Genomic DNA, 22,497 nt, shown 5'->3' with positions numbered 1-22,497 from the left:
TACCGTGTCAGAGACCGGCTGGAATGCGGGGGAGGCCCTGCCATGAATGCGGCTTATCTCTGTGCCCTGTGGGGAGAGGAAACCAGTCTCATCAGCCGTATCGGGGACGATGATTATGGAAAGAAGCTTAAAAAAATCCTGAGAGAAGCTGGAGTCGATACGGCCCATCTCGTGGAGGAAGACGGGATAGAGACGCCTTACAGCATCATTCTTTCCAATACAGGAAACGGAGCCAGGACCATCTTTAATTTCCCGGGAGAAATACTGTACCGGCAGTATACCTATCCCAGAATTGATGTGAGTGTGATTTTAAGCGACGGACATCTCCCAAAATTAAGCATCGGGGCCATTGAAAAATATCCGTCGGCACTGTCTGTACTGGATGCGGGGACCTGCCGTGAGAGTACTATGGAAGTCGCCCCATATGTGGACTATATTGTCTGTTCTGAAGATTTTGCCAGACAGTATACAGGAAAGGCTGTGGATCTTTATAACCCCGGACTGTGCAGAGAGATATTTAGTCAGATTCAGAGCATCAACCGGAAGCATGCGGTGATCACTCTCGGAGAAAAGGGACTGCTGTATGAAGAGGACGGGGAACTGAAACATCTTCCCGCCTATCCTGCCAGGGCCGTTGATACGAGTGGTGCCGGGGATATCTTTCACGGGGCATTTGCCTACGGACTGGCAAGAAAGATGCCTCTTGAAGATATTTTAAAGCTGAGCTCCATGGCTTCTGCGATCTCGGTGGAAAGTCTGGGAGGACAGAGTTCCATACCGTCTCTGGATCTGACGGAACGAAAGCTAAAGGAGCAGGAGAGATGAAAAAGACATTGATTTTACTGGCGGGGTATCCGGGCACCGGAAAGACTTATATGTGCAATAAGCTTTTGGAGCAGGAGAAGGATTTTCAGGTGATTTCCCAGGATGACATGAAGGAACAGCTTTGGGACGAATTTGGCTTTGACAACATGGAAGAAAAGACGGCTCTGGAGAATAAAAGCTGGACGCTTTACTATGAGCAGATAGAAGATGCCATGAATCAAGGGAAACGGCTGGTATCTGATTATCCTTTCAGCGAAAAGCAGAGAGGAAAGCTTAAGAGACTCTGTGAAGAATACGGATATCAGCCTGTTACGATCCGCCTGGTGGGTGATCTGGAAGTCCTTTTCGGGCGGTCAAAGCAGAGAGATCTGGACACAAGCCGCCACTTAGGCCATGTGGTGAGCCGTTATCACAAAGGGGATGTGCTTCTGGACAGGACGAAAGGCGACTGCTTTGTGGATTATGATATTTTCATGGACCGGTGCAGAAACCGGGGATACGGAGAATTCTGCCTGGGGAAACTAATCGAAGTAGATGTGACCGATTACAGCAAGATCGATTATGATAAAATATTAGGACAATTGAAAAAGTGGCTTTAGAGATAGCCGTAAACCTCATTCTATTATAGGATGGGGTTTTTTTAATAAATTCTTGCGAAAACCGCGATTAGTCTATTAGGTTTCTTGTGATTCCGTTTCTGCTGTGCTATAATTATGCTAAAATATTAAATGAATAACAAAGGAGAATTTAGTTATGAGAGAAAAAGATTTGACAAACAGGGAAATATTGATTATGAAATGTGCGTGGGGTTCAGAAAAAGAATTGTCGGTTATGGAGATGCAGGAAAGGCTGAGAGAAGAATTCGGCTGGGATGCAAAACATTCTACGCTCCGTACATTTCTTGTGGATATGGAGGGAAAAGGATTTATAACGCTCGAAAGGAGGGGGAGACATTCCTATATTAAGGTGTTGTCCGGGGAAGATGAGTATAAAAAGACCGAGACAGCAAAGATGCTGGATTTCTGGTTTGACGGGTCAAGTCAAAGGATGATGAGTGCATTGACAAATGAAGTGACCGAAGATTCGGTGGATCATCTTATGGGGGTATTAGATGAGCTGGGAGATGACTGAAATCCTTGTCCGGGTGTTTTCAGGGATTTTTTATTTATTTAAACACAACCGCCTGAAGGCAGTTTTGAACAATGCCTGTATTTGCAGCAGGCAAACGCAAAAAGTGGCGGAAATTTGAAGAAAGTAAATGTCTGTAAGACGAAAAAAATGTGTTTTTCAAAGCTATCAGGCACCAGTGCCGTTTATCTGCGGAGTTATCAGACCTAAAATCATACTACCTGAAGAACAGTACACGAAAAAGGAACTTGAGATCATCCTGCTCCATGAACTAGAACATTATAAACAGAAGGATATATTTTGGAAACCTAAAGCAGTATTTTGGGACGATCATTTCGAGCGTTGCAAGAAAAAGCGGATACCGCCAGTATCTGGCCTCTTCACTTTATGAAAACAGCAGGAGGCTGGAACTGCGGATACGGAGAACCGCCTCTATCAGGAAGATGAAGGGAGTGCCGTCGAAAAGCGCATAAATATTTTTTATGCTGCTTTTGTACTTTTAGAGCAGCAACTATTTCCGTAATATCATATTGGTATTATAAAGGATATCTCTATTTAGAAGATAAGACCTGCATCAAGATAGAAGAAAAGGCAGATTCGTCCAAGATAATGAAGGAGAAAAGAAGATCAGGAACATTATTGTCAAAGAAGAGAATCATGAAAGATGCGGTGCCGGGTAAAGAGAAAGATATATGGATTGACTGGTTGCCGGGGGGTAAAAGAATTATTGATGAGTAAGAAATTCCGAGCAGAGAAAGGGAACAGGATCCAGATGCTGCTGCTCTGTTCTGAATGCGATAGATAATCCAAAGGTAAAAATTAATGAAATCCTTGCAGGGATTATAGAGCCGGGCGGAACGCAGAATTTGTCTGTGATAACGATTATCTGCGGCACAGCTTTTTGATAGAGGAAAAAGGAGAATACCAGTTTTTACATGTTAAAAACAGGAGAAAGTGGTGTCGATATGAAAATAGTAAGATATAAAAATAGATTCATATTTTTAATAATAATCAGTTTGATTTGTGTCGGATGTCAGAGGGAAAAAGAACATTTATCAGATGTGTTCGATTTAAAAAATGACAAATTAGTGGGAGTCTATGATCCGGAATATTCTTCAACGATCGTTCAAAACGCTTAGTTTGTTTTTTATGAAACGGAAAATCAGGAAATCATTAGAATCAACAAGAAGAATCATAAAAGAACAACAATCATAAGCCCAGATGAGAAGTCGGAAGTACAAAGTGAAGGCGGATTGGAATTGTCAAAAGACAGTTTATATTACGTCCATAATAATTGTGTTTTTAAAAGCGATCTGAATGGAAAAAACATCCAAAAACTTCTTTCCGCAAAAGATAAGAAAGAAATAGAATGGATACATGGAATTAAATTATATAACAATGAAATATACTTGTTAGCCGAAGGTGATGAAGGCAATACTATTTTTCGATTCTATCCTAAGAACAAGAAAATGGAAAAGATTGCAGAAGATATAAGAAAGCCATGTTTTTCTGGGGACAATTTATATTATATAGAACATGGGGAGGTGGGAATAAATAAGGTTAACTTAAAGACTCTTAAGGGTAAGATTGTACGGGGACAAGCATGGAAAAATAAACTGCAGTATGAGGATAATATAGTTCTATATAAGGGAATTGTAGAGAATCAAGGGAAAGTATATTATATTTGCTGGGGCGAGGATGGAAAAGTAAGGCTATACGAATATAGAAATCATAAGAAAGACAAAATACAACATGGTTTTTCCAACAATTCTTATGAGTTTGTTTATAACTCCTCCATGATTGTTGGATATAACACTAATTGGGATACCTCGGAGGAAAGATATATACAAATTTATCACTTGGATTCTGAGCAGGAACAAAAGATTAAAATGCCAAATGATGATTGGTATGCTTTGCTTGTAGTAGATGACTTGTTATTTTGTGGTTATCCCGATGATAAAGATGATTTCTATCATATGATAAAAATAGATAATTAATGGGAAAACACTGGACATCCATAAAGATGTATATGACTTCAGACATGAATAATATTTTCCTGTGTGACATGGTCACAGAGTAATCACTGTATTTCAGATATGATAACACCAGATATGATATTTTAAAAAATATGAGGTGGAAAATATGAGGAAAAAAACAGTGATCATCGGCGGTGTGGCAGGCGGGGCGACGACAGCGGCCCGTCTTCGGAGAAAAGATGAGAGTATGGAAATTGTGCTTCTGGAACGGGGCGAATATATTTCCTATGCCAACTGCGGGCTTCCGTATCATGTGGGTGATGTGATCAAAAACAGGGAGTCTCTGCTTCTTCAGACTCCGGAGGCCATGAAAAAGAAATTTAACATAGACGTCAGAGTGCAGAATGAAGCCGTGAAAATTAACCCGGAAGACCAGACAGTGACCATAAAAGATTTAAAGAAGGGCATAGAATATGAGGAAAGCTACGATTATCTGGTGATCGCCACAGGCTCCTCTCCGGTCGTGCCTCCGATCCCGGGCATTGACGGACCGGATATTTATACTCTTTGGACGGTTCCGGACACAGACAGAATAAAGAAAGTCATAGAGATAAAAAAGCCGAAGACAGCAGCGGTAATCGGCGGCGGATTCATCGGCCTTGAGATGGCGGAGAATCTTAACAGGGCAGGCCTTCAAGTGAGTATTGTGGAGATGCAGGACCAGGTCATGGCACCTCTGGATTTTGAGATGGCCCAGCTCCTTCACGAAAACATAGAAATGAACGGTGTCAGCCTGCTACTGGGAGACGGCGTGGCATCTTTTGAACATAAAGACGGGAAAACGTTGATCACACTGAACAGTGGGAAGGAATTACAGACAGATATGGTCCTGCTGTCCATCGGAGTGCGTCCAAACAGCGAACTTGCGGGGGAAGCAGGTCTAAAACTTAACGGCAGAGGCGGTATTCTGGTTGATGAGATGCTCCGGACTTCCGAAGAGAATATATATGCAGTAGGCGATGTCATAGAGGTTGAAAACTATGTATTGAAAGAACCAGCAATGATTCCTTTAGCCGGACCGGCCAACAAGCAGGGAAGGATTTGTGCGGATAATATTGCAGGGGGACAGAAGAAATATAAAGGGACTCTTGGGACTTCAGTTGCTCAGGTATTTGACCTGACAGCTGGGGCAGCCGGGGTTAATGAAAAGACGCTGATCCGTAAGGGGAAGGTCCGGGGGAAGGACTATGAAACTGTACTGATCAATCAGAAATCCCATGCGGGATATTACCCTGGCGCTGTTCCGGTTACGTTAAAGCTGTTGTTTGACCTTGATGGAAATATTCTTGGCGCACAGGCAGTGGGGCAGGAAGGTGTGGATAAACGAATCGACGTGCTTGCAGGCGCCATGCGTTCTGGAAATACGATCTATAATCTGGAAGAGCTGGAGCTTGCCTATGCCCCTCCTTATTCATCAGCGAAAGATCCGGTAAATATGCTTGGCTTTACGGCAGAGAATGTTTTGGAGAAGATGGTCTCTTTCATGAGCTGCCGGGAACTGGATGACAGGATTGAAACAGAAGGATGGGAGAAGGACTTAACCATTTTGGATGTAACCGAAGAGATGGAGCGGATGGTGTTCTATATTCCGGGCTCCGTTCACATTCCGCTGGGGCAGCTGAGGCAGAGAATGTCTGAGCTGCCGAAGGACCGGCTGATCGTGACTTACTGTGCGGTTGGAGTCCGTTCCCACAACGCAGCCAGAATCCTTGAGCAGAATGGTTTTTCAGATGTAAAGGTGCTGGAAGGAGGAACAAGTTTTTATCAGTCTATGCATTATAAAGACAGCCAGTCATCTGCCTGCCGGGAAGAAGAGCAGCTGAAAGTAGCAGAGGCAGAGCCAAAAGAAGTAAGGCTTGTTGACTGCTGCGGCCTTCAGTGTCCGGGGCCGATCATGAAGGTTCACGAGACCTTAGAATCCATGGAGGATGGCGAGACGGTCAAAGTAGCAGCCACAGACATGGGATTTCCGAGGGATATTGAGTCCTGGTGCCAGAGGACAGGAAATACTTTAGTCAAGAAGGAGCGGGACGGAAAACAAAATGTAGTCTTTATAAAAAAAGGAAAAGAAGGGCAGGAATTGTGTGCGGCAGCCGCTGACGTAATCAGCGGTCAGGGCAAGACGATGGTCGTGTTCAGCGGAGATATGGATAAGGCCCTTGCATCCTTTATTATCGCCAACGGTGCCGCAGCCATGGGCAGGCCGGTCACCATGTTTTTTACCTTCTGGGGGCTGAATATTCTGAGGAAGCCGGAAAAACAGCATGTAAAAAAATCAACTGTGGAGAAGATGTTCGGAGCTATGATGCCGAGAGGAAGCAGGAAGCTTAAACTGTCCAAAATGAATATGGGCGGTATGGGAACAAAAATGATGAAGCGGGTCATGAGAGAGAAGAATGTGGAAACTCTTGAAAATCTGATGAAACAGGCCATGGAAAACGGTGTGAAGCTGGTGGCATGCACCATGTCCATGGATGTGATGGGCATCAGAAAAGAAGAGATCATTGACGGTGTGGAGTTCGCAGGAGTGGCCTCCTATTTGGGAGACGCGGAAAATTCTGATGTAAATCTTTTTATCTGAACAACAAAATGCAGCAAAACGGCATCTGTCCGTTTGCTGCATTTTATTTCAGCTGATCAGCTGTTTTAAGCCCTTTTTATCAAGGATTGTGACTCCGCCTCTGGACAGTTTTACCAGTCCTTCCGATGAAAAGTATTTCAGCATACGGCTCACAACTTCCCTGGCGCTTCCGGTGTATTTGGCGATCTGTTCATGGGTCATATGGATGTCGTCAAAACCTGTTTTTCCACTCTCATCCAGGAGAAAAATCGCAAGCCTCTGATCGAAACTCATGAACAAAATCTGCTGCATGGTCCACATCACGTCGGAAAAACGCTCGGTAGCCTGTTTATAGGTAAAGGCTTCCGCATAAATATTTTGGTCAACAATTTCGGAATATGCGCCTGCGCTGATCTGTATGATCTCACTTTCTGTTACCGCCTCCATCTGTACTTCAAAAGTGATGGCAGACAGTACGCAGGAAGCAGAAAGGACACAGACATCTCCCTGATCCAGACGGTACAGAGTGATCTCCTTTCCTTCTTCTGAGAGCATGTATGTCCGCACACTTCCGCTTTTGATGATCAGCACGCCGGTACATTCACAGTTCTGGCACCGGATAATTCCTCCCTTTTCGTAGCGGACAAGCTGAGACCACTGGGAGAGAGTCTTTTTTTCTGTTTCTTTCAGGTGCTCCCAAAAAGGAAGGGACGACTTTAAGATAGGGATGATTTCGTCTGCATGCTCCATTCGTTACCTCCAATCAATACTTTAAATTTATTTTAGCTGTCCCAAAGAGAAATAACAAGAGCTGTTTGTATGGAAATCGGTCCCTTAGATTCGTTTCAGCAAATTATGACACAAGACCCTTGTATAATTAGAAGCTGAAGGAGGGTGCAGGATGCCGATTATTAAGAAAAAAGAACCAGTGGAAGAGATATTTTTCAATGAGCTGGAAGATATCATATCATATAATATGAAACAGATGGAGCACTGCCTCACTACGATCGGAAAGAGGATGTGCGCAGAGCAGGATGAAGACTTGGAAAAAAAGACCGGAAGAACGATCATAGAGAGCACGATTTTAAAAGAATGTATGCTGTGCCGGGAAAAAGATAAGTGCCGGCTGACTCTCGACGACAGGGACAAGCTGGGGGAACTTCTGGAGAAGCAGGGAGGCCTCAGTGTGCAGAATATCCGCTCTGTCTGCAAATGCCAGCGGGAGAAGGAGTGGGTGGAAGAGATCAATACGATCTATGAAAGGGAGCTTTTTTTGTATGCCTCTGAACAGCGTTTTATCGAAATGCGCAGGATGATCGGGGAACAGTACATAGAGGCGGGAAGGATGTTTAAAAGCTTCTCGGCCCAGAAATATCAGCTGTCCGGAGTCCGCCCCATGCAGGAAGTTATTGAGAAGGGGCTGAAAGCCCATCATCTGAAAGTGAAAAAGGTGTACATATATGAAGATGACATGAGGGGAAAGCAGATTTACCTGTTTTTAAAAGCCCAGAAGGGAAGGGAAGTAACGACCAAAGAAGTAGCCCGGTGGCTGTCGGTCATTTTACAGGAAAAACTTCAGCCGCTGCCCAACGGTAAGCAGGCCATCGGAGAGAACTATGAGATGATGGGGGTGCAGGCGGCGACCAAATTTCATGTGCTGACAGGGGTGATCTCCAGGGCGGAGAAAGAAGATATGAAAAATGGGGATAATTTTTCTATGGGTACTGTGGGAAATCACAGGTTTGTCTCTATGATCTCCGACGGCATGGGCACAGGAACCGCTGCAAACAGAGACAGCAAAGCGGTGATCGAGACACTGGAGGAACTTCTGGAGGTGGGATTGGACGAGAAAAGAGCCGTCCAGCTTCTGCAGTCTATTTTTGTGTTCTGGCCGGAGAAGGAGCGCTATTCGACCCTTGATTATCTGCAGATCGATCTGCACGCCGGAATCGGTAGTTTTCTCAAATTGGGTGCCTGCCCGTGTTTCCTTAAGCGGAATGGACAGGTGGAGATGGTGCAGCTTCCAAGCCTGCCGGTAGGTGTTTTAAAGGAAAAGACACTGCCGATACACCGGAAGAAGCTGGAGGCGGAAGATTTCATTTTACAGGTCAGCGACGGCATCATTGACTCCATGGGCGAAAAAGGAGTGGAACTGCTGATGGAGTATATGAAGCAGATCCATACCACACGGCCCCAGGGATTTGTGGATGAACTGATGGAGAAAATCGAAAAAACCGAGGGATACGAAAAAAAGGATGACATGACGATGATCGGTCTCGGAATTTGGGATAAGTATTGAATCCTTGGATTGGGAATGATAAAGTATTGATATGGATAAAGTACGAAAGTTTATGGAAAAACATCATATGATCGGTCAGGGAGACTTTATCGCTGTGGGAGTCTCCGGGGGAGCAGACTCTGTGTGCCTGCTCCTGCTTTTATGTGAGCTTAAGCAGGAGTATGATCTTGAGCTCTGCGCAGTCCATATCAATCACGGTATCCGCAGGGAAGCGTTCAAAGACCAGGAATTTGTGGAAAACTTATGCCGTCGGCGGAAGGTGCCGTGGATAACTTTTTCAGAAGATGTGAAAGGCATAGCTGAAAAACAATCTATGTCTCTGGAAGAGGCAGGGCGGATGATCCGCTACCAGTGTTTTAGGAAAGTTCTGGATATGCACGGAGGCGGAAAGATTGCAGTGGCTCATCACCAGAATGACCAGGCGGAGACGATGCTTTACCGGATGTCCAGGGGGACCGGAATACAGGGACTGAAAGGGATGGAAGCCGTCCGGGCAGATGTGATCCGGCCTCTATTGTGCCTTAAGAAAGAGGAAATTCTTGCTTATTTAAAAGAAAAGGGCCAAGACTGGATGGAGGACGCCAGTAATGAAGATAATACGTTTGCCAGGAATAAGATCCGTAATCAGGTTATTCCGGCGCTCACAAAAGTCAATGCAAGGGCGGTGGAACATATCGTTTCATTGTCTGAAGAAATCGAAGAGTGGAGCCGGTATTTAGAAGAGCAGCTGTCTGAGGCATGGAAAGCCTGTGTAAAGCAGGAAGGGAAGGGAAGTCTCATCGATACTGGCCGGTTTCTGGAGGAACCGGAGCCGATCAGGAGGCTTTTGGCAAAACAGGTTATAGAACAGACCGCAGGCAGAAAAAAGGATATTGAGAAGGTCCATATCCAGAGTTTCTGTGATCTGGCTTTCAGGGAAACCGGGAAATCCATCGATCTTCCATATGGACTTATTGGGAGAAAAACATACGGGGGACTCTTGGTGGAGGAAAAGCAGACAAGAGCAGAAACAGGGACTGCGGGACAGCTGGTCCTGACCGAGACGGACCGGTATGAAAAAATGGAGGAAAAAGATTTTACCAAAATCATTGATTATGATAAAATAGACAAAGACATCCAACTGCGGTACAGAAAGCCAGGAGATTTTTTTGTATTTTCAAAAGATGGAAAGAGTAAGTCTCTGAGCCGGTTTTTTATTGACCAGAAAATCCCGCGGGAAGAGCGGGACCGGATACCGCTTGCGGCAGACGGAAGCCGGATCATATGGATCATCGGTCACCGCCTGAGCGAGTTTTATAAGGTTTCTGAAAAAACGAAAAGATATTTAAGATTGGAATACAATTAGGAGGAAAACATTAAAATGGAACATGCAGAGATTAGAGAGTTGATCTCAGAGGAAGCTGTGGATAAGAGAATCAAGGAGATGGGAGCTCAGATCAGCAAAGATTATGCGGGGAAAGAAGTACATTTGATCGCGATCTTAAAAGGCGGCGTCTTTTTTGCGTGTGAGCTCGCCAAGAGGATCACAGTCCCTGTTACGATTGATTTTATGTCCGTGTCCAGCTACGGAGATTCCAGAGAGTCTTCCGGTATCGTAAAGATTGCCAAGGATCTGGATGAACCGATCGAGGATAAGGAAGTTCTGATCGTGGAAGATATCATTGATTCCGGAAAAACACTGAACCACTTAAAGCCAATGCTTTTGAGCAGAAAACCTAAAAGCATAAAGATCTGCACCCTTTTAAATAAACCGGAGCGCCGGGAGGTGGATGTGGAAGTGGCATATACAGGATTTGACGTGCCGGATGAGTTTGTCGTGGGCTATGGCCTGGATTTTGCTCAGAATTACAGGAATCTTCCATATATCGGAGTCGCAGAAGAATAGCAGAGAGGAGACAGTAAGTTGAACCCAAGAAGAGGAAACAGCAATTTTTTGTTCCTTGCAGTCATCTTATGTCTGGGGATTATTTATTTTTCCAGGATGATGAACAGCAGCGAGGACAATTATAATTACGCACAGTTCCGTCAGGACGCAAAAGCGGGGCAGGTTGTGGGAATCACCATGAAGCAGAACAAAGAGGTCCCAACCGGCACTATGACGGTAGAGTTAAAAAATGAAGTGTATAAAAACTGTAATATTACCGACGTTGACGCGGCGGTAAAAGAGATCGAGAATAAATATCCGAATCTCTACAAAAAAATGGTAGTGAAGCCGATCGACCGGAGCGGGGACTGGATCACGACCCTGCTGCCGAACCTTTTGATGGTGGGAATCCTTGTATTTTTCCTGATCATGATGATGAAGCAGAATGGCGGCGGCGGAAAAATGATGGATTTCGGAAAGAGCCGTGCCAAGATGGCAAATCCGGACGGCCCCAAAGTTACATTTGACGATGTGGCGGGTCTTACCGAGGAAAAAGAAGAACTGGAAGAAGTGGTGGATTTCTTAAAAGATCCCAAGAAGTTTATCGGCATCGGGGCAAGAATCCCGAAAGGTGTCCTCTTAGTAGGACCTCCGGGAACCGGTAAGACACTGATAGCAAAAGCCGTTGCCGGAGAGGCCAATGTTCCGTTTTTCAGCATTTCAGGTTCTGATTTCGTTGAGATGTTTGTCGGTGTCGGGGCTGCCAGGGTCAGAGACTTGTTTGGAGAGGCAAAGAAGAACGCGCCATGTATTATTTTTATTGACGAGATCGACGCGGTGGCCAGACGGAGAGGTTCCGGACTGGGCGGCGGCCATGACGAGAGGGAACAGACCTTAAACCAGATGCTTGTGGAAATGGACGGTTTCGGCGTCAATGAAGGCATTATTGTCATCGCAGCTACGAACCGTGTGGATATCCTCGACCCGGCAATCCTCCGTCCGGGCAGATTTGACCGGAAAGTCGGCGTGGGACGTCCGGATGTCAAAGGAAGAGAAGATATCCTTAAGATCCATGCTAAGAAGAAGCCATTGGGCGATGATGTGGATCTCCACGAGATCGCCAGAACGACAGCGGGATTCGTGGGCGCAGATCTGGAAAACCTGATGAACGAAGCGGCCATCCAGGCGGCCAAAAATAACCGGGGATACATTGTGAAAGAAGACATTGACAAATCCTTTATCAAGGTGGGCATCGGCACAGAGAAAAAGAGCCGTGTTGTCCCTGAGAGCGAGCGGAGGATTACGGCTTACCACGAGGCAGGCCATGCAATCCTGTTCCACGTGCTTCCGGATATGGGACCGGTCTATACGGTTTCCATCATACCGACCGGCGTTGGCGCGGCGGGATATACGATGCCGCTTCCTGAAAACGACAATATCTTTAACACGAAAAATAAAATGCTGCACAATATCATGGTAAGTCTCGGAGGAAGAATCGCAGAAGAGCTGATCTTTGAAGATATCACGACCGGAGCCTCCCAGGATATCAAGCAGGTTACCCAGCTTGCCAGATCTATGGTCACAGAGTACGGAATGTCAGACCGTCTCGGCCTGATCAATTATGACAGCGGAGAAGGGGATGAAGTCTTCCTCGGAAAAGAAATCGGTCAGCCCCGCCCGTACGGAGAGCGGGTGGCGACCATCATCGATGAGGAAGTAAAAGACATCGTGGATGACTGCTATAAGAAAGCCAGAGCGATCATCGAAGAGCATATGGAAGTGCTCCACAGCTGTGCAAAACTGCTGTTGGAAAAAGAACGAATCAATCAGAGTGAATTTGAAACCTTGTTTGAAGGTACAGAAGCGTGACATTTTTACCAGTTCTGCGGCTTGCTGTCTCAGGAAGGTAAGATTTTCTAACTTTCAACAAAGTTTCTCCGGCGGCCCGTTCGGAACTCGCTGACGCTCAGACAGCCTCACTGCGCTTCGCGTACCGCCTCCGAACCTTCGTTGAAAGAAGAAAAGCTAACCTTCCTTCGAATGCAATGCCTCCGAACTGGTAAAAATGGACATAATGTCTGCTGGACAAGTATTCTTTGAACAAAAGAAGCTATCCAATGATATTTTTTAGCACTATTAGAGGAGCACATTTCAAAGCGTGACGGAAATAGTGGTAAAAAACTCATACCCACAGGGCACACCGTATTTTATACCCTTCGGGTGGATGTGCTTCGCACAATAAGGTATAAAAAAACTGCCGTACTAAAAAGGTGCGGCAGTTTTTTGCACGAAATGGACGAAATATCTTCTGGAGAAGGCTGATAAATAAAGAAATCTTACATTGAATAGCCCTTTTTATTCAATAATACCTTTCCAGCAGACATTATGTCCATTTTCTATATGATTGGAGTGAGGCATTCTAAGAGCCGAACGGAAATCATGTGGAAAATGTCATAGGTTATTGGATATGTTCACTTTTCTACGCGCTTCTTTCCGTTTTTCCATGGCATCTACGCAGATCGTGCAGGCTGCATCCCCGGTGATGTTGACGGTGGTTCTCGCCATATCGAGGATACGGTCGACTCCTGCTACGAGGGCGATTCCCTCTAAAGGAAGCCCGACACTCTGAAGCACCATGGCAAGCATGATGACCCCGGACCCCGGAACTCCGGCGGTTCCTATGGAAGCCAGGGTCGTCGTCAGAATGACCATCAGCTGCTGGGTTAATGTCAGATGTACACCGAAGATCTGGGCAATGAAAATAGCGCTGACTCCCTGGTAGATTGCGGTACCGTCCATATTGATCGTAGCGCCAAGCGGCAGGACGAAGCTTGCGATCTCTTTTCTGGCACCAAGTTTTTCTGTACATTCATAGTTAAACGGCAGAGTGCCCACACTGCTGGCACTGGAAAACGCAAATAGCATGGCCGGGCTCTGTTCCTTAAAGAATCTGAGCGGGCTGATGCCGCTGAATCCTTTGACCGCGCTGGAATAAACTACAACCATATGCACGATGCTGGCAAGATAGGCCACTCCGATCAATTTCAGAAGAGGAAGCAGTACGGACGGACCATTTGCGGCCACGACCGGAGTGATCAGTGCGAACACGCCAATCGGCGAAAGGTTGATGATGAGGCCCATAATGTTGATGCAGACTTCGGAAAGACTCTCCACAAGGTCTGCCGCGGGTTTTCCCTTGTCACCGGCAATGATGATGCCGAATCCGAAAAACAGTGCGATGACAATGACCTGGAGCATTGTGGCGCTGACTAAAGGCTCGACTGCGTTTGACGGAAAGATATTTACAAGGGTTTCGATAAGAGAAGGAGCCTTGGTAGCGCCTTCGTATGCCTCCAGAGAGGAGCTGTTCATTACATAGCCGCCGCCTACGTTCAGTACATTTGCGAACAGCAGGCCGAATGTAACCGCAAATGCGGTGGTAACGATGTAAAAGCAGATGGTTTTTCCTCCGATGGAACCTACCTTTTTGATGTCCTGGAGAGAGACGACCCCCTGGATGATAGAGAACAGGACCACAGGGACGACGATCATTTTGATCAGATTCAGAAAAATAGTCCCGAACGGCTGAATGTAATTCTCAGCGATCTTCGGATGGCCCTGAAGCAGAAGACCGGACAGGATACCTAAGAATAGAGCTGTCAGGATCATCACGGTCAGGGATAATTTCTTTTTTTGTTTTTTTGTATTCATACTTTCTTTTCTCCTAAATTTGTAGTATAGCCACGAAATATTTTAAAGGAAAAAGGCGGAAAAAACAATGAGATTCATCGGAATTCTCAAAAAATACTTGCATTTTCATATTTCATACAGTATAATTTTAAATTGTCAGGAACACGGTGGGATTCCCGAGTGGCCAAAGGGGGCAGACTGTAAATCTGTTGGCAACGCCTTCGAAGGTTCGAATCCTTCTCCCACCATCAGCCGTTGTGGCGGAACTGGCAGACGCACAGGACTTAAAATCCTGCGGGACTTATACTCCCGTACCGGTTCGATTCCGGTCAACGGCATTGAGCACTTATTAAAAGTGCTGCTTAATTTCATATGTGGGCGTAGCTCAGCTGGATAGAGCGTCTGGCTACGGACCAGAAGGTCGGGAGTTCGAATCTTCTCGCCCACGTAAAACCCTTATAAATCATTGATTTATAAGGGTTTTTTGTGCAGTATTATTTATTATAAAAGTTCGGAAAAAATGACGGAAAAATACCTATTTTGTATGATGAGAGGTTTACTTTACAGAAATGTTGTGGTATAATTCATAACTGTGAATGAAATGTAACAATACTGTAATAAACATAAAATTAATATAAAATATCGAAGTAGGAAGGTAACATCTTTATGAAGTCAATATTAAAAAAGACAGCAATATGTCTGCTCGTCTTTTCTATGATCATTACATCAGGATTGGCAGCTCCGAAAAAGGAAGTTCATGCAGCACAGGGTACATACGGCGGACGGATATGGAAATCATGGGTAAAACTGAGAAAGTCCAAATCTAAAAAATCGAAGGTGATCCGTAAAATTTCAAAAGGAGAACCTGTGCAGGTTCATTATACGAGCGGGAAATGGAGAAAGGTTACATACAAAGGCAAGACAGGATTTGTCCTGAAAAAATATGTGTATATTAACACAAATGCTCCTGAACTGTCAGGAAGCCAAGAAGAAAAAGGACAGACAGTGGCAGCCTTTGCCCAGCGTTTTGTAGGAAACCCATATGTATGGGGAGGAACAAATTTAAACAGCGGTGCCGACTGCTCTGGTTTTGTCGGAGGAGTATACCGTTCCTTCGGATATAAGCTTCCGAGAACGTCTTCGGACCTCAGAAAAGCGGGCAGAAAGGTATCTTATAAAAACAAGCAGCCTGGAGATCTGATTTGTTACAGCGGCCATGTAGCCATGTACATAGGCAACGGTAAGATCGTCCATGCCAGCACAAGAAAAACAGGGATTAAGATTTCTCCGAGAGCCAACTACAGAAAAGTAGTAGCCGTGAGGAGAATCGTAAGAGAATAGATCAAACAAAATGTGCAAGAGAAATCCTGCACATTTTTTTTCATGTTCTCATAATGTTTTGATAGAAGGAGGAGCGTATGAAATCAATCTTATTTGTCAATGGATGTATCAGAGGAGAAGAATCCAGGACATTGCTGATGGCCAGACGGTTTCTTGACTGTCTGAGAGGGAAATATGAGATCACAGAGGTGAACGGCCTTTGTCTGCCGCTGGACCGTGAGGCACTAAAAAAGAGGGACCGTCTGGCAGCTCAGGGGAATTGGGATGATCCGGTGTTTGATGAGGCCAGGACATTTCTGGAGGCGGATATCGTTGTGCTTGCGGCTCCGTTCTGGGAAGGAACATTTCCGGCTGCCGTACACGCTTATATTGAACAGATCTGTGTCACAGGTCTGACGTTTGGATACAGGGAGGACGGAACCGCAGAAGGTTACGGAAAGGCAAAGAGAGCCATATTCTTTTCCACAAGAGGAGGAATTTATTCTGAGGGTCCGAATAAGAAGGACGACCACGCCGGAAAATTCCTTGATTCTGTCTTTCGGATGCTTGGAATCCAGAGGACAGATGTGGTGACCGCAGAAGGACTTGATATCATTGGAAATGATGTGGGACTCATCATGGATCAGGCAGTGAGAGAGGCAGAACTGCTGGCAGGGACTTTTTAGGGAAATGAGAATGAATCTTTTCCAAAACATGGACGCAATAACTTGAAAAACATGATAAAATACGGTTATATAAATATAATAGAATTCAAAAGACAAGAAAAGAGGCGGCAGTTATGTTAAACGTAGAACATTTATCATACCGGATTAATGAAAACGGTGCAGATGTGCAGATACTGGATGATGTGAGTTTCTCTGTAGATGACGGGGAAATGCTTGTTGTCACAGGACCCAATGGCGGAGGCAAGTCCACCATCGCAAAGATTTTAATGGGGATAGAAAAAGCAAGCGGAGGTAAAATCTCTCTGGACGGAGAGGATATCACAGACTATACCATAGACCAGAGGGCAGAAGCAGGCATAGGATTTGCATTCCAGCAGCCTCCAAGATTTAAAGGGCTGACGGCTTCCAGGCTTCTCTCTCTCGCGGCAGGGGAGAAACTGAAGGACGAGCGGTGCTGTGAATTGCTGAGCAGTGTCGGGCTCTGCGGAATGGAATATAAAGACAGGGAAGTGGACGCTACTTTGTCAGGGGGCGAGATGAAGAGGATTGAGATCGCCACGGTATTTGCAAAAGATCATAAAATATGTATTTTTGATGAACCGGAGGCAGGAATCGATCTTTGGAGTTTTGCCATGCTGATCAAAGAATTTGAAAAGATTCACAGAGAAAACAAGGCAAGTCTCATTCTGATTTCCCATCAGGAGAGGATTATCCGGATGGCAGACCGCATCATGATCATCAGGGACGGCCGGGTAGAAGAGATCGGGACGAAAGAAGAGGTCTATCCTCATCTCATGGCAGAAGAATCTGAAGAGCAGTGTGCTTTTATGCAGGAATAGGAGGATAAGGACATGAAATTAGACCAAATAACGGCCGGAGTGCTGGAGGCTATCGACGGCCAGGGGTTTGTACAGAAAGGTGCTTATAACCTGCGTCAGAACGGACAGGCAGTATGTCACGGCGACAGTGAGAATGTGCGCATCGTAAAGAAACAGGACAAGCCCGGGATTGATATCTTTATCAGCGGGAAGACAAAAGGTGAGGCGGTGCATATACCGGTGGTTGTTTCTGCTTCCGGCATCACAGATGTGGTTTATAATGACTTTTATATCGAGGATGGTGCAGATGTTCTTATTGTGGCAGGATGCGGCATTCACAATGACGGGGACGAGGAGAGCAGGCATGACGGCATTCATGCATTCCATGTGGGCAGCCATGCCAATGTACGGTATGAGGAGCGCCATTACGGGGAAGGAAAAGGAACCGGAGGCAGGGTTTTAAATCCTGTCACGAAAATATATGTGGAGGAAGATTCTGTTTTTACGCTGGATACGACTCAGATCAAAGGGGTTGATTCGACGATACGGGAGACACATGTGGAGATGGGGGCAGGGTCCAAACTCTATGTAATGGAAAAACTTATGACACATGGAAACCAGCAGGCAATATCAAACATGGATGTACAGTTAAACGGGGAGGAGAGTTCTGCACAGATCATATCCCGGTCTGTCGCCAAAGACACATCTACCCAGGTCTTTCATCCGAAAGCCATCGGAAATGCGCTGTGCCACGCACACGTGCAGTGTGATTCTATTATCATGGATGATGCAAAGATCAGTTCTATTCCTGAGATCAACGCAAACCATGTGGATGCCCAGATTATACACGAGGCAGCCATCGGGCGTATCAATAATGATCAGCTTATCAAACTGCGCACTTTTGGAATGACTGGAGAAGAGGCAGAAGCAGTGATTATAGAGGACTTTTTAAAATAATCTTTAAAACAACAGGGGGAGAATAAGGGGGAGTATCAGGATGCTGGAATCAAGGGAAAATTATCTGGAAGCTATCTTAATGTTAAAACAGGAATTAGGGCAGGTGCGCTCTATCGATATCGCCAGAAAATTAAATTACAGCAAGCCAAGCGTCAGCCGTGCGGTCGGGATTTTGAAAAAAGGGGGGTATATTCTCGTGGATGCAAAAGGATATATATCCCTTACCTCCGAAGGGCTTAAAAAGGCCGAGTCGATCTACGAGAGACATAGGACGCTGACTTCGCTTTTTGTTCAGATTGCGGGAGTGCCGGAACATGTGGCCGAGGAAGATGCATGCCGGTGTGAACATGTTCTGAGTGCCCAGACTTTTCAGGGAATTAAAATGTTTTTAAATGAAAATGGTATATGCTGAAGAAAGGGTGTATAATTAAGAGGAAGATAAGACAAACAGCTGTGCAAGGAGGTAGCAGTATGGGAAGACTCGAAGGAAAAGTTGCAATCATTACCGGTGGGAATTCCGGCGTAGGTGAACAGACGGCAAAGCGGTTTGCAAAGGAAGGTGCCAAAGTCGTTATCACTGCCCGGAGAAAGGAAAAGCTTGAATCTGTGGCTGCTGATATAGAGGCTGACGGAGGCACAGTGCTGGCACTGCAGGGTGATATTTCTGTCCCGGGAGACGGCAAAAGAATCGTAGAAGCAGCCGCAGAGCATTTCGGTACGTTGGATATTCTGGTGAATAATGCCGGGGTGCTGGACGAAGGTCTGCTTCCCATCGATAAAGTAGCGGACAGCGAGATCGACAGAATCATTGACATCAACACAAAGGGAACGATGTATTTTATCCGTGCAGCGCTGGAAATCATGCTGAAAAATAAGAGCGGATCTATCGTCAATGTGGACAGCATTGCAGGATTGAACGGGGGCGGAGGAGCTGCCTACGTGGCTTCCAAGGCGGCAGGCCTGGGTATTACCAAACACACGGCTATGCGGTGTGCAAAAGACGGGGTTCGGTGCAATGCCATTTGTCCGGGCATGATCAAGACTCCGATGACAGCCGGACAGACGATGGATTCTATGGACCCGGATATGATGGGGGCCATGGCTGTGCATTCTGATCTAAGGCTTCCAGCATGTTCAGCAGAAGACGTGGCAAACTCAATCTTATTTTTGGCCAGTGATGAATCTGCTCCTGTTACCGGACAGTGTATCGTGCTGGATTACGGCGCAAACCTCTAAGAATTATATGGGCCTGGGATTTTCTCATAGGAGAAGATCCCAGGCCCTTTTTCATTCCATAGGAAAGCTGCAAAGCTGTCAAGCTCCTCAAAGCTTGCCTGCTTTGTTCTTCAAAGCAGAAAGTTCAGAACAATAGCAGACGTGATTGTTCTCATTATTTTTCGCGGAGTACAGTGCCTTGTCAGCATTGGACCATAGAGTTTGAAAGTCTTTTCCGTGCTCAGGATAAAAACCGATTCCCACAGAGACACATACATTGCCGTCAAGGTTCAAGTCCTCCTGGCGGGAGTTCCAGTTCTCAAAAAACAGTGCCAGCAATTCTTCAAGTCTGTGTTTATGTATAGAAAGACAGGATATATAAGTAATAAACTCATCACCGCCTATCCTTCCGTTGACTGCTTTTGGAAAAGTTTTTTGAAGACTCTTGGCGAGGGATACCAGTATCTTGTCTCCAAAAGGATGACCGTACTGGTCGTTGTAGATCTTAAAGTTATCAATATCCATGGCAATCAGGACGCCTGAAGGTCTTTGCTTCATCTGCTTATCGATATGATCCTCCATGCAGCGGCGGCTCATCAGTCCGGTCAGATAGTCAAATTGGGAATAATAAATGGTCTTTTTGTCTACACGGCTGAAATCCGGTACAGAGCGGTGAAGATGAAGTAGCTGCCATCCACTGTCCGAATACTCCGTAATCATGCTGAAACGAAGATGGACAGACGGCAGATTTGTTCCGCTGTTCCTCCTGCTGAGTTTAATTTCGCCGGTTATGAGAAAAAGATTCTCGCGCAGGCAGGAAGATTCATACCATTCTTTGTCAATTAAAAAAGTATGTTCAGCACGGGGAGCTCCAAAGGTTTTGAGAAACTCAAGGGAACTTTGACAAAATTCTCCGAGGCCTGTGCCAATCTCTGTCATACGAAGATCCAGAAATTTGTCAATTCCCTCTTTCTTATTGTCTATGAGATAACTATGCCAGAGAAAGCGGCAAAACTCCTCTGCAGATTTCAAGTTTTTCATTCACTTCGACCTTCCATACATTACCAGCCATGAAATGGGCAGAAATGTAGACTTTTTTCGTCGTTAATGATACTATTTTTATAGAGTGAATCCGAGACAGCAAACGTACCGGATTCAAAGATTGTTCCGCATTTATTTTTTTACGGGATGATCCGGATACTATAAAAAACAAACGGGTAAAAAAGTCTACTTTTTTTACCACATTTCTGTGTTTATGAGCGGCCTTCTTCTGCCTGCCGGACCCATTTAAAAAATGTGTTGTGAGTGGTTCCGAGTTGTTTAGCAGATTCCCGGCCGCTTATTTTTTCTGCCTTCCAGAGTGTATAAATGCGGTCAAACTCCTTTGGTATTTCTTTGGGAGGACGTCCAAAACTGACGCCTCTGGCTTTGGCTACGGCAATCCCCTCGGCCTGCCGTTTTCTGATCTGTTCCCGTTCTGTCTGTGCAACGTAAGAAAGGATCTGCAGCACCAGATCCGATATAAAGACACCTGTTAGGTCCAGAGCATTTTTACCGCGGGTATCCAGCAGCGGAAGGTCAGTGACAACGATGTCGGCCTTCTTGTGTTTGGTAATAGTACGCCACTCTTCGATAATCTCTTCATAGTTCCTGCCCAGGCGGTCAATGGACTTTACAAAAAGAGTATCTCCCGGCCGTAGCTTTCTTAGCAGTTTCTTATAAAGAGGACGGTTAAAATCCTTTCCCGACTGCCGGTCAATAAAAATGTTTTGTTTAGGTATTTTCAGGTCCTTCATCACTGCGAGCTGCCGTTCCACATTCTGATCTTTGGACGATACCCTGACATATCCATAATCCATTTCTCTCCCTCCTTCTACAAAATGTGACAGAATCATTATCCCATATGGAACAGCATAAATAAAAAGGTAATATATGCCGCAGAAAAAATAACTGGACTCTGTTTTCTCTCCGTGTGTTAAAATATTATTAAAACTGTACAGTATATGAAAAAGGAGGTGCAGGAAAAATGATAGAATTACCGGAAGCTCTGGCAAGGGCAGATGAATTGAAGAGTGAACTCAAAGGAAAGAGGGCAGAGAAAGTCTGGCCGCCGTCTTCTCCGCACAAGTTCTGCTGGTTTAACGGGGAAGCGTCATCTTATGACGATATGCTGAGTGGAAGGAAGGTGGTCGATGCACAGGGGTTCGGGATCTTTGCCGAGATTATTTTTGAAGGAGATCTAAGAGTTTGTTTCAATGACGGTGTGAATGTAAGGATCTTCGGGGAAGGGGATAACATACCCGGAAAGTATCAGCTTAGGATCGACTTCTCGGACGGAACTGTTCTTGTTTTTACAGTAGCGATGTATGGGAGCATTGCATGTGCAGACGGAAGTTATGACAATGAATATTATATTGTAAGTAAAAACAGCATATCGCCCATCTCACCGGAGTTTGACCATACCTATTTTTTCGGCCTTCTGGATTCAGCCAAACCGAACTTGAGCGCAAAGGCTTTTCTTGCTACAAAACAACGGATACCGGGGCTGGGAAACGGTGTCCTTCAGGATATCCTGTTTGAAGCGGGAATTCATCCAAAGAAAAAGATCGGCAGTTTTACAGAACATGAAAAGGAACTCCTTTTTGTGAGTATAAAAGAAGTATTGTCTGAAATGGTGCGTCTCAGAGGAAGAGATACAGAGAAGGATCTCTGGGGTAATCCCGGGGGCTATAAGACGAAACTCTCCAAGAACACATATAAAGACGGATGTCCGAAGTGCGGCGGAGAGATTACAAAGGCTGCTTATCTGGGAGGTACAGTATATTTCTGCCCTGAATGCCAGACATAAAAATACCTGAGACACCTTTTGAATCAGGAGTCTCAGGGAAGTATGATATTTGATGAGAATAGACTGCAGACACGTGTTTAGTCCGTCCGTTCATCTCCTTCAAAGAACAGGGCAACGGTTCCCGGACCCGTATGGGCTCCGATGACAGTTCCCACGCTGTTGATTACTACAGGGCCGTTCAGCTTAGGAAATGCAGCTTCGATCAGGTCCGCAACCTGTCTGGCATCTTCAAAGCAGGCGGAGTTGGAAAT

Annotated in this window: 23 protein-coding genes and 3 tRNA genes; 21 read left to right on the top strand and 5 right to left on the bottom strand. The window is 45.4% G+C overall.

Going from position 1 to position 22,497, the window contains the following annotated elements; genetic code table 11:
• The 7 genes from QVP35_RS07255 to QVP35_RS07225 form a co-directional block, all read left to right on the top strand.
• Positions 1-825 (top strand): PfkB family carbohydrate kinase (locus tag QVP35_RS07255; protein ID WP_288187792.1); only part of this gene is annotated, 825 nt, incomplete at its 5' end.
• A complete protein-coding gene (locus tag QVP35_RS07250) occupies positions 822-1,424 on the top strand; it encodes an AAA family ATPase (protein ID WP_009289323.1) in 603 nt (200 codons plus the stop codon). The genes QVP35_RS07255 and QVP35_RS07250, both read left to right, overlap by 4 nt.
• Positions 1,425-1,578: 154 nt before the next feature.
• On the top strand, positions 1,579-1,956 hold the full coding sequence (locus QVP35_RS07245) for a BlaI/MecI/CopY family transcriptional regulator (RefSeq protein WP_009289322.1): 378 nt from the start codon (positions 1,579-1,581) through the stop codon (positions 1,954-1,956).
• Between the two features lie 127 nt (positions 1,957-2,083).
• The gene (locus tag QVP35_RS16575; protein WP_039930186.1) at positions 2,084-2,344 is read left to right on the top strand and encodes a M56 family metallopeptidase; all 261 of its coding nucleotides are present in this window, start codon (positions 2,084-2,086) and stop codon (positions 2,342-2,344) included.
• Between the two features lie 544 nt (positions 2,345-2,888).
• Positions 2,889-3,092: a hypothetical protein gene (locus QVP35_RS07235; protein WP_022260963.1), complete on the top strand. Its 204-nt coding sequence runs from the start codon at positions 2,889-2,891 to the stop codon at positions 3,090-3,092.
• Between the two features lie 120 nt (positions 3,093-3,212).
• Positions 3,213-3,950, top strand: coding sequence for a hypothetical protein (locus QVP35_RS07230; RefSeq protein WP_022260962.1), 738 nt, complete (start codon positions 3,213-3,215; stop codon positions 3,948-3,950).
• Positions 3,951-4,095: 145 nt separating this feature from the next.
• Positions 4,096-6,570 (top strand): DsrE/DsrF/DrsH-like family protein, encoded by a 2,475-nt coding sequence (locus QVP35_RS07225; RefSeq protein ID WP_022260961.1) that lies wholly within the window; start codon positions 4,096-4,098, stop codon positions 6,568-6,570.
• A 48-nt stretch (positions 6,571-6,618) separates the two neighbouring features.
• On the opposite strand, the gene QVP35_RS07220 is transcribed toward QVP35_RS07225, so the two are convergent.
• Positions 6,619-7,299: a Crp/Fnr family transcriptional regulator gene (locus QVP35_RS07220; protein ID WP_009289317.1), complete on the bottom strand. Its 681-nt coding sequence runs from the start codon at positions 7,297-7,299 to the stop codon at positions 6,619-6,621.
• 151 nt (positions 7,300-7,450) lie between these two features.
• Between QVP35_RS07220 and QVP35_RS07215 the strand changes: the two genes are divergently transcribed.
• From QVP35_RS07215 to ftsH, 4 genes are read left to right on the top strand one after another with little or no spacing between them, the layout of a single operon-like run.
• Positions 7,451-8,848 (top strand): SpoIIE family protein phosphatase, encoded by a 1,398-nt coding sequence (locus QVP35_RS07215; RefSeq protein ID WP_009289316.1) that lies wholly within the window; start codon positions 7,451-7,453, stop codon positions 8,846-8,848.
• A 31-nt stretch (positions 8,849-8,879) separates the two neighbouring features.
• The gene (tilS, locus tag QVP35_RS07210) at positions 8,880-10,193 is read left to right on the top strand and encodes a tRNA lysidine(34) synthetase TilS (RefSeq protein ID WP_225103641.1); all 1,314 of its coding nucleotides are present in this window, start codon (positions 8,880-8,882) and stop codon (positions 10,191-10,193) included.
• A 15-nt stretch (positions 10,194-10,208) separates the two neighbouring features.
• The gene (hpt, locus tag QVP35_RS07205; protein ID WP_009289313.1) at positions 10,209-10,733 is read left to right on the top strand and encodes a hypoxanthine phosphoribosyltransferase; all 525 of its coding nucleotides are present in this window, start codon (positions 10,209-10,211) and stop codon (positions 10,731-10,733) included.
• A gap of 18 nt (positions 10,734-10,751) precedes the next feature.
• The gene (ftsH, locus tag QVP35_RS07200) at positions 10,752-12,581 is read left to right on the top strand and encodes an ATP-dependent zinc metalloprotease FtsH (protein ID WP_009289312.1); all 1,830 of its coding nucleotides are present in this window, start codon (positions 10,752-10,754) and stop codon (positions 12,579-12,581) included.
• A gap of 582 nt (positions 12,582-13,163) precedes the next feature.
• Here the strand turns inward: ftsH and QVP35_RS07195 are convergent.
• A complete protein-coding gene (locus QVP35_RS07195; RefSeq protein ID WP_009289311.1) occupies positions 13,164-14,423 on the bottom strand; it encodes a dicarboxylate/amino acid:cation symporter in 1,260 nt (419 codons plus the stop codon).
• A gap of 145 nt (positions 14,424-14,568) precedes the next feature.
• Here QVP35_RS07195 and QVP35_RS07190 point away from each other — a divergent pair.
• The 9 genes from QVP35_RS07190 (at position 14,569) to QVP35_RS07150 (ending at position 19,419) form a co-directional block, all read left to right on the top strand.
• Positions 14,569-14,650, top strand: a tRNA-Tyr gene (locus QVP35_RS07190).
• Between the two features lie 3 nt (positions 14,651-14,653).
• Positions 14,654-14,740 (top strand) — tRNA-Leu (locus QVP35_RS07185).
• A gap of 36 nt (positions 14,741-14,776) precedes the next feature.
• Positions 14,777-14,850, top strand: a tRNA-Arg gene (locus QVP35_RS07180).
• A gap of 218 nt (positions 14,851-15,068) precedes the next feature.
• Entirely contained in the window at positions 15,069-15,743 is a 675-nt protein-coding gene (locus QVP35_RS07175) for a C40 family peptidase (protein ID WP_006566400.1), read from the top strand.
• A gap of 77 nt (positions 15,744-15,820) precedes the next feature.
• On the top strand, positions 15,821-16,408 hold the full coding sequence (locus QVP35_RS07170; protein WP_006566399.1) for an NAD(P)H-dependent oxidoreductase: 588 nt from the start codon (positions 15,821-15,823) through the stop codon (positions 16,406-16,408).
• Between the two features lie 113 nt (positions 16,409-16,521).
• Positions 16,522-17,247, top strand: a complete 726-nt coding sequence (locus tag QVP35_RS07165) for an ABC transporter ATP-binding protein (RefSeq protein WP_006566398.1) — start codon at positions 16,522-16,524, stop codon at positions 17,245-17,247.
• A gap of 12 nt (positions 17,248-17,259) precedes the next feature.
• Entirely contained in the window at positions 17,260-18,183 is a 924-nt protein-coding gene (locus tag QVP35_RS07160) for a SufB/SufD family protein (protein ID WP_006566397.1), read from the top strand.
• Positions 18,184-18,223: 40 nt separating this feature from the next.
• Positions 18,224-18,595, top strand: a complete 372-nt coding sequence (locus QVP35_RS07155; RefSeq protein WP_006566396.1) for a metal-dependent transcriptional regulator — start codon at positions 18,224-18,226, stop codon at positions 18,593-18,595.
• A gap of 59 nt (positions 18,596-18,654) precedes the next feature.
• Positions 18,655-19,419: an SDR family NAD(P)-dependent oxidoreductase gene (locus QVP35_RS07150; protein WP_009290903.1), complete on the top strand. Its 765-nt coding sequence runs from the start codon at positions 18,655-18,657 to the stop codon at positions 19,417-19,419.
• Positions 19,420-19,506: 87 nt separating this feature from the next.
• Here QVP35_RS07150 and QVP35_RS07145 read toward each other — a convergent pair whose 3' ends face one another.
• Entirely contained in the window at positions 19,507-20,439 is a 933-nt protein-coding gene (locus tag QVP35_RS07145; RefSeq protein ID WP_009290904.1) for a GGDEF domain-containing protein, read from the bottom strand.
• A 212-nt stretch (positions 20,440-20,651) separates the two neighbouring features.
• Positions 20,652-21,257: a recombinase family protein gene (locus QVP35_RS07140; protein WP_022260958.1), complete on the bottom strand. Its 606-nt coding sequence runs from the start codon at positions 21,255-21,257 to the stop codon at positions 20,652-20,654.
• A 167-nt stretch (positions 21,258-21,424) separates the two neighbouring features.
• Here QVP35_RS07140 and QVP35_RS07135 point away from each other — a divergent pair, with 167 nt between their 5' ends.
• Positions 21,425-22,246, top strand: a complete 822-nt coding sequence (locus tag QVP35_RS07135; protein WP_006566391.1) for a formamidopyrimidine-DNA glycosylase — start codon at positions 21,425-21,427, stop codon at positions 22,244-22,246.
• A 77-nt stretch (positions 22,247-22,323) separates the two neighbouring features.
• On the opposite strand, the gene QVP35_RS16570 is transcribed toward QVP35_RS07135, so the two are convergent.
• The coding region (locus tag QVP35_RS16570) for a DegV family protein (protein ID WP_288187793.1) at positions 22,324-22,497 on the bottom strand (174 nt) is incomplete at its 5' end.

This window comes from Anaerostipes sp. CAG:276 (assembly GCF_000432215.1).
In the GTDB taxonomy this organism is placed as follows: Bacteria; Bacillota; Clostridia; order Lachnospirales; family Lachnospiraceae; genus Anaerostipes; species Anaerostipes caccae.
This window is presented reverse-complemented; position numbering and strand designations above follow the sequence as displayed.

Excerpts from the sequence above, each read along its gene's own strand:
- QVP35_RS07175 (WP_006566400.1), top strand. The coding sequence starts at position 15,069 with ATGAAGTCAATATTAAAAAAGACAGCAATATGTCTGCTCGTCTTTTCT.
- QVP35_RS07195 (WP_009289311.1), bottom strand. The coding sequence starts at position 14,423 with ATGAATACAAAAAAACAAAAAAAGAAATTATCCCTGACCGTGATGATC.
- tilS (WP_225103641.1), top strand. The coding sequence starts at position 8,880 with ATGGATAAAGTACGAAAGTTTATGGAAAAACATCATATGATCGGTCAG.
- hpt (WP_009289313.1), top strand. The coding sequence starts at position 10,209 with ATGGAACATGCAGAGATTAGAGAGTTGATCTCAGAGGAAGCTGTGGAT.
- QVP35_RS07150 (WP_009290903.1), top strand. The coding sequence starts at position 18,655 with ATGGGAAGACTCGAAGGAAAAGTTGCAATCATTACCGGTGGGAATTCC.
- QVP35_RS16575 (WP_039930186.1), top strand. The coding sequence starts at position 2,084 with ATGTCTGTAAGACGAAAAAAATGTGTTTTTCAAAGCTATCAGGCACCA.
- QVP35_RS07215 (WP_009289316.1), top strand. The coding sequence starts at position 7,451 with ATGCCGATTATTAAGAAAAAAGAACCAGTGGAAGAGATATTTTTCAAT.
- QVP35_RS07140 (WP_022260958.1), bottom strand. The coding sequence starts at position 21,257 with ATGGATTATGGATATGTCAGGGTATCGTCCAAAGATCAGAATGTGGAA.
- QVP35_RS07245 (WP_009289322.1), top strand. The coding sequence starts at position 1,579 with ATGAGAGAAAAAGATTTGACAAACAGGGAAATATTGATTATGAAATGT.
- QVP35_RS07135 (WP_006566391.1), top strand. The coding sequence starts at position 21,425 with ATGATAGAATTACCGGAAGCTCTGGCAAGGGCAGATGAATTGAAGAGT.
- QVP35_RS07225 (WP_022260961.1), top strand. The coding sequence starts at position 4,096 with ATGAGGAAAAAAACAGTGATCATCGGCGGTGTGGCAGGCGGGGCGACG.
- QVP35_RS07170 (WP_006566399.1), top strand. The coding sequence starts at position 15,821 with ATGAAATCAATCTTATTTGTCAATGGATGTATCAGAGGAGAAGAATCC.
- QVP35_RS07220 (WP_009289317.1), bottom strand. The coding sequence starts at position 7,299 with ATGGAGCATGCAGACGAAATCATCCCTATCTTAAAGTCGTCCCTTCCT.
- QVP35_RS07235 (WP_022260963.1), top strand. The coding sequence starts at position 2,889 with ATGTTAAAAACAGGAGAAAGTGGTGTCGATATGAAAATAGTAAGATAT.
- QVP35_RS07145 (WP_009290904.1), bottom strand. The coding sequence starts at position 20,439 with ATGAAAAACTTGAAATCTGCAGAGGAGTTTTGCCGCTTTCTCTGGCAT.
- QVP35_RS07155 (WP_006566396.1), top strand. The coding sequence starts at position 18,224 with ATGCTGGAATCAAGGGAAAATTATCTGGAAGCTATCTTAATGTTAAAA.
- QVP35_RS07160 (WP_006566397.1), top strand. The coding sequence starts at position 17,260 with ATGAAATTAGACCAAATAACGGCCGGAGTGCTGGAGGCTATCGACGGC.
- QVP35_RS07250 (WP_009289323.1), top strand. The coding sequence starts at position 822 with ATGAAAAAGACATTGATTTTACTGGCGGGGTATCCGGGCACCGGAAAG.
- QVP35_RS07165 (WP_006566398.1), top strand. The coding sequence starts at position 16,522 with ATGTTAAACGTAGAACATTTATCATACCGGATTAATGAAAACGGTGCA.